19 protein-coding genes are annotated in these 10,923 nt (G+C 57.1%); 5 read left to right on the forward strand and 14 right to left on the reverse strand.

What is annotated here, in order from left to right:
• A partial coding sequence (locus JJ869_RS18585; RefSeq protein WP_366510476.1) for an aromatic ring-hydroxylating dioxygenase subunit alpha occupies positions 1 to 1,045 on the forward strand: 1,045 nt, incomplete at its 5' end.
• 2 nt (positions 1,046 to 1,047) lie between these two features.
• Here the strand turns inward: JJ869_RS18585 and JJ869_RS18590 are convergent.
• The 12 genes from JJ869_RS18590 to JJ869_RS18645 all read right to left on the reverse strand — a co-directional run bounded on the left by JJ869_RS18590 (position 1,048) and on the right by JJ869_RS18645 (position 7,532).
• Positions 1,048 to 1,353 (reverse strand): non-heme iron oxygenase ferredoxin subunit, encoded by a 306-nt coding sequence (locus JJ869_RS18590; RefSeq protein ID WP_292269389.1) that lies wholly within the window; start codon positions 1,351 to 1,353, stop codon positions 1,048 to 1,050.
• An 11-nt stretch (positions 1,354 to 1,364) separates the two neighbouring features.
• Positions 1,365 to 2,330: a fatty acid desaturase family protein gene (locus JJ869_RS18595; protein ID WP_292269392.1), complete on the reverse strand. Its 966-nt coding sequence runs from the start codon at positions 2,328 to 2,330 to the stop codon at positions 1,365 to 1,367.
• A gap of 173 nt (positions 2,331 to 2,503) precedes the next feature.
• On the reverse strand, positions 2,504 to 2,701 hold the full coding sequence (locus JJ869_RS18600) for a CsbD family protein (protein WP_292269395.1): 198 nt from the start codon (positions 2,699 to 2,701) through the stop codon (positions 2,504 to 2,506).
• A gap of 21 nt (positions 2,702 to 2,722) precedes the next feature.
• The gene (locus JJ869_RS18605; RefSeq protein WP_292269397.1) at positions 2,723 to 2,965 is read right to left on the reverse strand and encodes a hypothetical protein; all 243 of its coding nucleotides are present in this window, start codon (positions 2,963 to 2,965) and stop codon (positions 2,723 to 2,725) included.
• A 62-nt stretch (positions 2,966 to 3,027) separates the two neighbouring features.
• Positions 3,028 to 3,492 (reverse strand): host attachment family protein, encoded by a 465-nt coding sequence (locus JJ869_RS18610; RefSeq protein ID WP_292269399.1) that lies wholly within the window; start codon positions 3,490 to 3,492, stop codon positions 3,028 to 3,030.
• The gene (locus JJ869_RS18615; protein ID WP_292269402.1) at positions 3,482 to 3,694 is read right to left on the reverse strand and encodes a hypothetical protein; all 213 of its coding nucleotides are present in this window, start codon (positions 3,692 to 3,694) and stop codon (positions 3,482 to 3,484) included. The genes JJ869_RS18610 and JJ869_RS18615 overlap by 11 nt, the downstream gene beginning before the upstream one ends.
• Entirely contained in the window at positions 3,678 to 4,085 is a 408-nt protein-coding gene (locus JJ869_RS18620; RefSeq protein WP_292269404.1) for a DUF4112 domain-containing protein, read from the reverse strand. The genes JJ869_RS18615 and JJ869_RS18620 overlap by 17 nt, the downstream gene beginning before the upstream one ends.
• Positions 4,057 to 4,215 carry a YqaE/Pmp3 family membrane protein gene (locus JJ869_RS18625; protein ID WP_292065836.1) on the reverse strand — a complete coding sequence of 53 codons (159 nt, stop codon included), beginning with the start codon at positions 4,213 to 4,215 and terminating at the stop codon, positions 4,057 to 4,059. The genes JJ869_RS18620 and JJ869_RS18625 overlap by 29 nt, the downstream gene beginning before the upstream one ends.
• Before the next feature lie 37 nt (positions 4,216 to 4,252).
• Positions 4,253 to 5,221: a YihY/virulence factor BrkB family protein gene (locus JJ869_RS18630; protein ID WP_292269407.1), complete on the reverse strand. Its 969-nt coding sequence runs from the start codon at positions 5,219 to 5,221 to the stop codon at positions 4,253 to 4,255.
• 56 nt (positions 5,222 to 5,277) lie between these two features.
• Entirely contained in the window at positions 5,278 to 6,789 is a 1,512-nt protein-coding gene (locus tag JJ869_RS18635) for a phospholipase D-like domain-containing protein (RefSeq protein ID WP_292269410.1), read from the reverse strand.
• Between the two features lie 37 nt (positions 6,790 to 6,826).
• Positions 6,827 to 7,375, reverse strand: a complete 549-nt coding sequence (locus JJ869_RS18640) for an RNA polymerase sigma factor (RefSeq protein ID WP_292269412.1) — start codon at positions 7,373 to 7,375, stop codon at positions 6,827 to 6,829.
• The gene (locus tag JJ869_RS18645) at positions 7,368 to 7,532 is read right to left on the reverse strand and encodes a NepR family anti-sigma factor (RefSeq protein WP_292269413.1); all 165 of its coding nucleotides are present in this window, start codon (positions 7,530 to 7,532) and stop codon (positions 7,368 to 7,370) included. Before JJ869_RS18645 ends, JJ869_RS18640 begins: the two co-directional genes overlap by 8 nt.
• A gap of 106 nt (positions 7,533 to 7,638) precedes the next feature.
• On the opposite strand from JJ869_RS18645, the gene JJ869_RS18650 reads away from it, so the two are divergent.
• A complete protein-coding gene (locus JJ869_RS18650; RefSeq protein WP_292269415.1) occupies positions 7,639 to 8,448 on the forward strand; it encodes a response regulator in 810 nt (269 codons plus the stop codon).
• A gap of 60 nt (positions 8,449 to 8,508) precedes the next feature.
• Here the strand turns inward: JJ869_RS18650 and JJ869_RS18655 are convergent, their stop codons facing one another.
• Positions 8,509 to 8,670: a DUF1328 domain-containing protein gene (locus JJ869_RS18655; protein ID WP_292269416.1), complete on the reverse strand. Its 162-nt coding sequence runs from the start codon at positions 8,668 to 8,670 to the stop codon at positions 8,509 to 8,511.
• 117 nt (positions 8,671 to 8,787) lie between these two features.
• On the opposite strand from JJ869_RS18655, the gene JJ869_RS18660 reads away from it, so the two are divergent.
• Positions 8,788 to 9,078, forward strand: coding sequence for a hypothetical protein (locus JJ869_RS18660; RefSeq protein ID WP_292269418.1), 291 nt, complete (start codon positions 8,788 to 8,790; stop codon positions 9,076 to 9,078).
• On the opposite strand, the gene JJ869_RS18665 is transcribed toward JJ869_RS18660, so the two are convergent.
• The gene (locus JJ869_RS18665) at positions 9,075 to 9,443 is read right to left on the reverse strand and encodes a hypothetical protein (RefSeq protein ID WP_292269420.1); all 369 of its coding nucleotides are present in this window, start codon (positions 9,441 to 9,443) and stop codon (positions 9,075 to 9,077) included. The two genes, JJ869_RS18660 and JJ869_RS18665, sit on opposite strands and share 4 nt — an antisense overlap.
• An 81-nt stretch (positions 9,444 to 9,524) precedes the next feature.
• Between JJ869_RS18665 and JJ869_RS18670 the strand changes: the two genes are divergently transcribed.
• Together JJ869_RS18670 and JJ869_RS18675 are read left to right on the forward strand one after the other, a co-directional pair.
• Complete coding sequence (locus tag JJ869_RS18670; protein ID WP_292269422.1) at positions 9,525 to 10,253, forward strand: Crp/Fnr family transcriptional regulator; 729 nt, start codon at positions 9,525 to 9,527, stop codon at positions 10,251 to 10,253.
• 200 nt (positions 10,254 to 10,453) lie between these two features.
• Positions 10,454 to 10,891: a DUF2383 domain-containing protein gene (locus JJ869_RS18675; RefSeq protein WP_292269425.1), complete on the forward strand. Its 438-nt coding sequence runs from the start codon at positions 10,454 to 10,456 to the stop codon at positions 10,889 to 10,891.
• Positions 10,892 to 10,923 lie beyond the last annotated feature (32 nt).

Genomic DNA, 10,923 nt, shown 5'->3' on the forward strand with positions numbered 1-10,923 from the left:
GACGCAGGAAAGGCAGCTCATGTTCATCAGAAATGCATGGTACGTCGCAGGGTGGTCCAAGGACTATGGCCGGTCTCTCAAGCCGGAAACCTATCTGGGCGAGAACATCGTCATCTACCGGACAGAGGCAGGCGACCCGGTGGCGCTCGAAGACGCGTGCCCGCACCGAAAACTGCCGCTGTCCCAAGGCAACCTGAAGGGGGACACCGTAGAATGCGGCTATCATGGTCTGACCTTCGACTGTTCAGGCACATGTGTCGATGCCCCGACCCAGCGCGGCCAGATCCCGCGCCGCGCCGTTGTGAAATCTTATCCCGTGGTCGACCGCTACCGCCTGCTCTGGATCTGGATGGGAGACCCGGCAAAAGCCGATCCCGACCTGATCTTCCCGATCGAGAATTACGACAGCCCCGACTGGGGCTACACGGATGGCGGCGTTCTGGATATCGACTGCCATTACCTCTGGGTCTGCGACAACCTTCTGGACCCAAGCCATGTCGCGTGGGTGCATGTGACCTCTTTCGCGGGGGCGGGAACCGACGATGGGGCGCTTGATGTCAGCAAGACGGACCAAGGCGTGATCGTTGCCCGCTGGATCTACGGCCAGCCGCCTTCGCCCTACTACGCCAAGCTGGTCAAATTCGAAGGCGTCTGCGACCGGCTTCAGCATTACGAAATGTGTTTGCCGGGGATTGCCCTGAACAAGTCGATCTACACCCCTCCGGGCACCGGCGGGCCGGACAGCACCCCGGTTGAGAACACGCTGATCAATATCTCGTACAACTTCATGACCCCGATTACCGAGGACAAGACCCGCTATTTCTGGTTCCAGCACCGCAACACGGATCCGCATGACAAAGCGGTGTCCGAGCGGATGAACGCAGGCGCGCGCATGGCCTTTGAAGAAGACCGCGTTGTTCTGGAAAAGGTGCATGAAGGCATGAAGAACCCCGCCACACCCTATATCGACCTCGGATTGGATGCGGGGGCCAAGCTGTTCCGCCAGATGGTCGCCCGCACCATCGACGCCGAACAGCACCACTGACCTCAGATCAGGATTTGCACGATCCCGTTCATCACACGCGACTCGAACATCCGCAGCGGAATCCGCGCCGGGGCAGCCTTGGGCCCGCCGGTGCGCACGTCAAACAGGCCCTGATGTAGCGGGCATTCAATGTGGGTTCCGTCGAAATGCCCATCGCAGAGGTTGGCCGCGCCATGTGTGCAGCGGGCAAGGCTGACAAAGATGCCGTCCGCTGCATCGAAAACCGCCAGTTCGCGGGAACCCAAGGTCACAGGCGTCGCGTCCCCGGGTTCCAATGCGCTGACAGCGATGACATCCGTCCAGGTCATCTCCCGCGCCGTCACGCCGTCTTGGCCCCGCCATCGCTGCGGGGTTTGCGGCCGATCAACTGGCTGATGATGTCCACGTGCGCGCCGAGATATCCACGTTCTTCGACATAGACATAGCCGCGCAGCTTTTCATGCAGCTTGGGCAGCGCATGAAACGGCACCGATGCCGCGTAATGATGTTCGGCGTGGTAATTCATGTTCCAGCATAGAAACCGCATTGGCCCAGACACCAGCGATGTGCGGGTGTTTTCCTTCATGTCGTCTACATTGGGCCGCCCCACATGTTCGGTCAGACGGATCGCGCGCATCACCGGTTCGCCCAGAAATAGCGGGATGATCCAGTACCACAGCGTCGCGGTCCAGCCCATGACAACCGACACGACGGCGATCAGTGCATAGAACGCCAGCATCAAACGGGCTTCGCGGATGATGATCGGCGCTTCGTGTTTGGTGAGGAACGTGCGGTCCTCGTCGTTCAACCGCCCTGCACCGTTGCGCAGGATCTGGCTGAACTTATTGCGCCAATAGGGCACCGAGGAGATGTACCACAGGTATTTCCAGAGCGAGATCGGCAGCTCGATCAATTCGGGATCCTGCCCCTTGAGTTGGGTGTAGGTGTGGTGATTGCAATGCTCGTAGCGAAACTGTTGAAACGGCAGGATAATCGCGAAACCGCAGATATTGCCGAAAATATCGTTGAGTTTCCGGGTCTTGAACACGGTGTAATGCACACATTCATGCTGTAGCGAAAACAGGTGCACGATTACGACTCCATGCACGAACATCGCGGGCCAGATCCACCAACTGTCATAGGCCAGAAAAATCAGCACCGAAGTTGCGGCCAGCAAGAGCGCAAACCCAGCGACCCGGATCAAGGCCGGACCGTCGGAGCGGGCCATCAACGCCTTGAGCTCCCGGCGCGTCAGCGCGCCTTCCTGCATGGCTTGGGTGATCGGGGTGCGAACGTCGGATGGCATAACGACTCCGGGACAGAATGCCCGTAGAGTATGCCTCCCGTGGGCGCACCGCAATTCCCGAACCCGAGGCGCCCTGCATGTCAGACTGTCGCAATACATGGTTGCTGGAGAAGCAGGCACAAAAAAGCGCGACCGAGTGAACAGCCGCGCTTTTCTAAAATTAACCAGTAGTGTCAGACGTTGTTCAAAATCCGGTCAACGGTTTGACGCACTTCGTCTTTCGACTTGCCCAACTTTTGCTGCAGCACGCCTTCCATTTGTTCGCGATCACCCTTGGCCTCTTCGACGTCATTATCCGTCAAATCACCATAGGCTTCCCGCAGTTGACCTTTGATTTCGGTCCATTTGCCTTCGATCACATCGCGGTCCATGAGGGCCTCCTGTCAATTACTTCAATTCGACGCAACAGCGTCTTCTTCCGGCGATTCTACATCGATCGTCGGTACGGTGACGGTGACGTCGCGCTCCCCGACCTCGATATCGCCAACTTCGGCATCGTATTCGGGAAGGTTGCCACCTTCGATGGAAACGGTCGGCATTGCGCCTTCCTCGGTTTGGTCGATGTCCACCATGTAGACACCAAAGACCACAGCTGCGACGAGCACGACGCCCGCAAGAATTGCTCCGATTTTCATGACAATATCTCCTTTTATCAATTAGTTAACGAAGATTCCGTCAGAAAGGTTCCCAACTTTTTTCAGGTATTTTCCATCTCGCGGCTGACCAGTGTTTCGATCTCGTCAATCGGGTGGTTGGTCAGCACCTTTGCCACATCAAGCCGGATGCAATCCGCGACCTCTTGGTGCAACTCCTTGCGCAACTCGGCCAAGGCCGGACGGCTGGCTACGATGATCAGGTCTTTGAACCGACCCTTTTGCACATCCTTGTAAAGCTGCTCAGCGATATCCTTGGCAAAACGCTCTTTTTCGAGCTGGTGCCAGTCCGTGTCTGCGACTGCCGAGCGGTGCACGGACGGACCATCGTTGAAACGACCCGGACGGTTTGCCGCCCAATCCTGAGCTTTCGGATTGTCCTGTTCATCCTTGTCGCGAACGACCAGATTCATGTCCATCTCATCACCCTTGTTGACGAGATAAAGTGCCTTCTCGCCATCCGCGATCAGCACCCATGCGTCGTGCGGGACACCTGATTTACGCGTCATTGTCGCCCCCGTTATCTTCCGATGATTTGGTCACACGTGTGGCACCTGCCGGGCGCTCTGTGCTGCGCTTTTCTTCGTCCTCAGTGCCAATGTCGCGGGCCAAACGGCCGCCGCTGCGACCTTGTTGGTCAATGTCGGCAGGCTCGCCAAACAGGTCCTTCGTTTCGCTGCGGCCATCTTTCGATCTATGACGTTCTGCCATGTGTCACCTCCATTGGGTTTGGATGAATGATCTTGCGCTGCATGTCGCTTTGCAGCAGCGCGAGGTTTTTCTTGTGAGATTTGAAGGCGACGTCGAATAGATCGCCAACGAGGGGAATGCCGCCGACCACCAGATCGATGCCGGCATTGATCCCCATACGAGCCAAGGTGCGCTTCCGCGCGCCCATCTGATAGCCCTGCCAGATCATCCAGCCCGCAGGAACCGTGGTCACAGCATCGCCCAGACCGGGGATCAGGCCGAGAATGGAGTCCCAGCCAACGCGAACCCCAATCACGGGAAGTCGGAACCGGGTGTCCAGCAAACCGGCAACACGTTCAAGACGCGCCATCCGGTCCGCCATATCAGCGGCGGGCAATGATGTAGACGGCATGGACGATCCCCGGAATATATCCAAGAAGGGTCAGCAAGATATTCAGCCAGAAATGCTTGCTCAGACCGACTTCGAGGAATGTCCCCAGCGGCGGTAGAATGACGGCTGCGATGATGCGTAACAGGTCCATTGACCCCTCCTTAATTATCTGGAGGGTCAACGTGTGATCAGCTTGAGGGTTCCGTTATTTCCTCATTGATCGAAGCGCCTAGTGTGTCCGCTTTGACCGCACCACGTTCACCCATGGGCCGATCTTCGCCAACTGTACTGTCGCGTTTCGTCTGCGCTTCAAGCTCTGCATCCAGCAATGCGCCGAGCAATACGATGAAGGCCGAGAGCCACAACCATGTGAGCAGAATGATCACCCCGCCCAGCGCCCCGAACGTCTCGTTGTAGGACCCGAAGGACTGCACATACAGGCTGAACCCATAGCTGCCTGCCACCCAAAGGGCGCAAGCGACAAAAGCGCCCGGCGTAAGCCAGCGCCATTTGGCTGAGCGTCGGTTCGGCCCAAGGCGATATAGAATGGCGATCCCCAAAGCGCCCATCAGGAAGAGGAACGGCCAGCGCAGGAACATCACCAGATCGTCGATGATGCCGTAGTCGCCAAAAATCGCCGCAATGACCGGAATCGCGGCCACAACGATGATCGCGATCAGAAGGCCCACGATGAGAATGGCCGTCAGTACAATCGTCAACGCTTTGACGACAAAGAAATTCCGGGTCTCTTTTTCTTCGTAAATGACATTGAGACCTGCAATGAAATTCGCAACCGCCTTGGAGGCGGAGTAGAGCGCGATGGCGAGGCTGAACAAGGCCGCAAAGCTGAGCGTCGAACTGTCGGCATTGGCGACATCGCGCAGCTGCCCCAAGACGATGGTCTTTGCCGCCTCGGGAAGCATTGCAGCGATTTCTTCGCTGTTCTCGATCAGCAATTCCGGACTTAGGAACGTGCCGGCAAAGGCCACGGCGGCGGTGATGCCCGGAAAGAGGGACAGCAAACCATAGAACGCGATGCCCGCCGCAATCAGCCCAAGATTGAGATGCGCCTGTTTGTGCCACATGCGCACCAGCACATCCAAAATCCCTTTCGCCGGGAAACGTGTCGGGCGGTGGGCCAAACGACCACGGCTCATGAACCTCACTCCTTGTCTGTCAGAAGACGAACCGTTGATCGACGTGTCAAGTTCCGTCAAACGATGTTTTCGGTGACACCCGGCAGCGCCTGCGCGAGGTGCGCGTTGTTCTCGGGGTCGTATGGCACGAGGAATCCGGTCCGGTTTTCGGGAAGACAGACGCCGTTGGCGGCAATGGCCGTGGCCCACCAATGGTAGAGCGTGGAAAGGTCCATCGTCTCGGGCGGCAGATCGTCAAACCACCAATGCCGCATCAGCTTGGACCGAAGCAGCCGAAGCCGCGCCGGATCTGTTATGGCAACACCCGCTTCGGTGTCCCAGTTCATCGACCGCCCGTTCAGGTTGCCTGATCCGATCAGCGCGAACCGGTCGTCCTGAACCAGAACCTTGTTGTGAACGTAGATTATGGGAGAGCCTGCCAGCACGGCCAATCCATCGCGCGACGACATGACGGGGCGTACAGGAGAGGCCAGCACCGCACGATCTCCAAAGGCATCTTGCACGACCGCCACAGCTTCGCGTTGCAGGCTTATGCCGAACCGTGTGTCGAGACCGTCCTCTTCGTCGAAGGCAAGACTGTCAGGCAAGGCGGGCAGGATGGCAAGCAACCGCAATTCCGGATTCCGCACAGCAGCATCTGCAAGGGCCTGCGAGACAACGCTGGACCGGAGAAATTGGGTTTCGATGTAGATCAGGTGCTGTGCCGCGCGAAAGCTTTGAAGATGCGCCTCTTCGATTTCGTTCACGACGGTGCGCGGCGACAGATATGGGAATTGAACCCGGCGTGGCGCGGACAGGGTGCGCTTGATCCACTTCAGATCCGGCGCACCACGTTTCCCGGCCGTCACGTCCAGAAACGTGTCGAGATGCTTCTGCGCTTCGGCCACTTCCGGCCCACCCCGCAGGATCATCTGCACATCCGACCACGATTCATGCGCAGGTCGGTCATGAACCGGCGTATCAAACCGCCTTTCGTTCAGGTCGAGCCCCCCAATGAACAACGTGTCATCGTCGATCACCGCCATTTTCTGATGGTGCGTGACGGTGCGCAATTCCGGCAGGGCATTGCGACCAAGCAGAACCGACTGTCGGGTCAGGCGATCCTTTGACAGACCCGCAACCTGTTCCCATTTGCGCTTGATTACCGCAGGCAGCAGCATACCCCACGGCAACATCCCGGCTCGGGCCGGGTGCAATGCCGCTGTGATCGTGAGCTGTCCGGGCGCGGCATCTGCGATTTCGGCCAGCGCCGCGCCCTGACGAACTGTCTGCCAGGTCAGTTCATGCAACGGCGTTCCCATGACCGGATCGAAGTCACTGACAATCAATGAGACTGTCACACCGCGACGGATTACGTGGCAAAGAAGGTCGAACCAATCTTCGCCTATGGTCTGCGCTTCAGCGCTGCGCAGTTTGGTTCGCAGGTCGAAAATGCGGAACGACCCGTGGACCTTTGACCGCGCACCCAGAACGGCCCGCTCGAAAGCGGGCCAAGCCTCATCAGCGGTGATGAGAACATCGAAGTCAGCGAGCTGCTCGATCGGCGACGAGGGGGCGGACTCGAACACGATGTTCCTCTCTTCGCCTGCAGGATCGGGGTTGAAATCAGGCGACGTTGCGCTGATTGGTCACGATGCTGGTGGTGACGATATCGGTCGCTTCCATGACTTCGTCATCGCTCATCTTAAGGATTTCGACCAGTTGCTTGCGCGCGCGGTTCACGCGGCTTTTGATCGTACCGACAGCAACGCCACAGGTCTCGGCCGCCTCCTCGTAAGAGAAGCCACCAGCCCCCACCAGAACCAGCGCTTCGCGCTGTTCGTCGTTGAGTTGATCAAAGGCACGGTTGAAATCACGCATCTGAAGACGACCATCGTGATCGGGCTTCTGTGCCAGCGACGCTGCCATTTCCCCATCAACATCCGCAACCTCGCGCCGAGCCTTGCGGTGGTGCGAATAGTAGGTGTTGCGCAGGATGGTGAACAACCACGCCCGCATGTTCGTACCGGGCTTGTACGAGTCGATCTTGGTCCACGCCTTGACCAACGCATCCTGAACCATGTCGTCCGCCAGCGCAGAGTTGCGCGTCAGACTCATGGCGAACGCACGCATCGCGCTCAGATGATTGACAATTTCCTCTCTGGGATCAGTCATTTGAAGTCTCCGGAGAAGACGTATCCGCCTTGCGAAGTTGTTTAAGCAGCTGCGTAAACCGATCCGGCACCTCTTGTTTCGCGACGTCGTCATAGACCCGCTTGAGGTTGGCTTCGATTTCTTGCTCAAGGCTTGATATTTTGCGATCCTGTTTCATGTAGCCCTTCAGATTTTTTTGCATTATGCCGCGCGTTTGCTGGAACCTAACGCAATGTAGAACGTTTGGTTCCCGTAACATCTAAAAAAAGTGGGAGCTTTTATCTATGTCGACCGAACAACCTCAGGACCTCACCTCGAAGATCGGCGCCAATCTTCCTTTCCTCCGTCGATATGCAAGGGCTCTCACTGGTTCGCAGGTCGAAGGCGATAAATATGCCGTGGCCGCTTTGGAAGCGATCCTCAGCGACACATCGATCTTCGATCACGAGGCATCCAACAAGGTTGCGCTGTTCAAAGTGTTCCATTCGATCTGGTCCACATCTGGCGCGACCCTCAGTGACTCTGAAACCGGCGTTGCTGCCAAGGCCCAGAAACATCTGGCCCGCCTGACGTCCGGCACGCGCGAGGCGCTTTTGCTGCACACGATCGAAGAGATGTCTTTTTCGGATGTCGCCAGCGTTCTCGACATCTCGGCAGAGGAAGCTGAAAACCTTGTCGACATCGCCTATTCCGAAATGGCGAAATCCTTGGCCGGGCGCGTCATGATCATCGAAGACGAGGCGATCATCGCGATGGACCTTGAGGCAATCGTGGCGGATATGGGCCATGCGGTGACCGGGATCGCCCGTACCGCCGATGCAGCGGTCAAGCTCTACAACACAGAGCGCCCGCATCTAATCATGTCGGATATCCAGCTCGCCGACGGATCGAGCGGCATCGACGCTGTAAACAAGATTGTCGAAGATGCGCCTGACATGCCTGTCATCTTCATCACTGCGTTCCCCGAGCGGCTGCTGACAGGCGAAGGTCCGGAACCGGCATTCCTGATCTCGAAGCCCTACACCGAAGAGCAGGTCCGTTCTGCTGTCAGCCAAGCGATGTTCTTTTCGTCTACCGAGACGCTCAAGGCCTGACCGATCTCAAGGCCTCCCTCAGAAACCGAAAAACCGGAGCATCGTTGCTCCGGTTTTTTGTTATGATCGCACGGCACGCATGATCAGCGTTGCCACGAACAGCACAAGGAACACCACGAACAGGATCTGTGCGATACCCGCCGATGCCGACGCGATGCCACCAAAGCCGAACAACGCAGCGATCAGTGCGATGATCAAGAATATTGCTGCCCAGTAAAGCATTGGAAAGTCCTTTCAATTTTGTCTGTAACTGCAGGGACAACCCGTTTTCCGCCCGGATGGTTCCGCGGAACTTTGGGCCTGTCCATGCGTTGGGTCTCTGACAAAAGGAGACAGACAATGGCATCAACACGCACCACGAAGCGAAAGACAGCAGACGATCACGCAATGGCAGAGGCACGTGTGTCCGACAAACTACAAGACGCCGTCACTCATGCGCAGGAAAGCGTGCAAGACGCAGCAAATTCCGTCCGCGATACGGTTGTAGCAGCTGCGGATCGTACCATCGACAGGACACAAACTCTGCAAGGCGATTTTGACCGCGCCGTGCGTCGCAATCCGACATTGGCCGTTCTTGGCGCATTGGGTGTGGGTGTGGTGCTTGGCCTCGCCCTTACCAAGCGGTCCTAATCCCGCAGTCCAATCCGCGCAAAGGCGGCAAGGACATCATCGGTTGAAAAGGGGCGCTGCAAAATTGCCGCCCCTTCTCGATCCAGAAACTCGGCGGTGCCGTCAATCACGACGAGCGACACTGTCGACAGATCGCAAGAGGCAAGGAACTCTTTGACCTCGTGCAGGTGCATCGACAGGCCGCAGATCAAAAGGCGCAACGTCTCGCCAGTTTCGGCCAAAATCCGCGCCGTATCTTCAAGGTCTCGTGTGTGGGTTACAGGGCCCAAGCCCTGCTCGACAAGCATCTCGGTCAGGTCGTCGACTTCGACCATGTTGTTTGAAATGAGCAATGTCTTCGGAGCTGATGGCGTCAACTCGATCATGTCAGAATTTTCCCTTGGCGTTTATCCACGCATGACACCGCACCAAATGTTCCGCATTAAACTATGACATAGCGAGGCGTCATGAAAACGAATTGCGAAAACTGTCCGCTTCGTCAGCTCGAATTGTTCGAAGACATGACAAATGATGAAGTTCAGTTCATGTCGAAGTTCAAGACCGGCGAGTTTGTCGCCCAGCCCGGCACCGAACTTTTGGCCGAGGGCGCGTCCTCCTCTCATCTTTACACAGCCCTTGAGGGCATGGGTCTTCGGTACAAGACATTGGAAGACGGCAACCGTCAGGTGGTTGGGTTCGTTCTGCCCGGGGATTTCATCGGACTGCAAAGCGGCGTGATGCACGAAATGAAGCATTCCGTTGAAGCGACGACACAAATGACCATGTGTGTCTTCAACCGGTCAGAGCTTTGGGATCTGTTCAAACAGCAACCACGCCGCGCCTTCGACCTGACGCACGTCGCCGCAACCGAGGAATTCCTGCTGGGAGAAATGCTTGCCGCGGTTGGACAGATGGACGGGATCGCCAAGATCTCCTGGGTGCTCAATCGGTTCTACAAAAGACTTACCGCGCTGGGTCTCAACGAAAACGACCAGGTCCCCTTGCCCTACCGTCAGCAGGACATTGCCGACGCGATGGGGCTATCTCTGGTGCACACCAATAAAACGCTGGCGAAGCTGCGCGGGAAAGGCGTGGTCACTTGGTCGGACGACACGCTGACGGTGCACCGCCCCGACACACTCGCGGAACTGGGATACGCAAAAGGCATCATGCCAGTCAGACGCCCGTTGATCTGAAGATACGTCGCGAAGACCTTTGAATTTCAAATCTTTCCGCCTCCATGACATGGCCGAACTCATCAGATCTGCATGTCTCCGGCGCAGTCTGGTTGAAGAGACCGAACTTCTGCGACATCCGCCATGGCTCCATTTTTCGCGGTTTCTGTGGGGAACTCTGGATCACTTCGCGCGTTCAATTTCCAGATGAGGAGGCTGCTATGCCCAACACCACAAATCACACTCTGTATAATTGCGTACAGTCGCTGTTCGACACATTGATCGACATCAGCGAGGGTTACGATCTCTTGCTTGAGCGTTCCGATCCTACGGCCCGTCCCTACATTGCGGATCTGGCAACACAGCATAAAACCGCGGTTGAGAAGATCGACGCGATCGCTTCGGCGCAGGGGTTCGAACTCGACCGCTCCGGCACGTTGATGAGCGAAGTTCACAAAGTCGCGGTAAAGGTGCGCGACATGTTTTCAGATATTGACCGCGATGCGCTTGAAGCGATTGCGAAGGGCGAAGAAAACGTCATCAAACGCTACGACGACGCCATCGAGTGCCTGTCGCCAACTGACGAGCTGCATGATGAACTGATCGCCCAGCGCGACGCGCTGCGAACCGCGATCGTCAAGATTTTCGAAGCGGTTTGATCCGATTTCCCAAAGGAAGCCTAAGATGAGCA

The sequence above is a fragment of the Marivita sp. genome, from assembly GCF_017643905.1.
GTDB lineage: Bacteria > Pseudomonadota > Alphaproteobacteria > Rhodobacterales > Rhodobacteraceae > Marivita.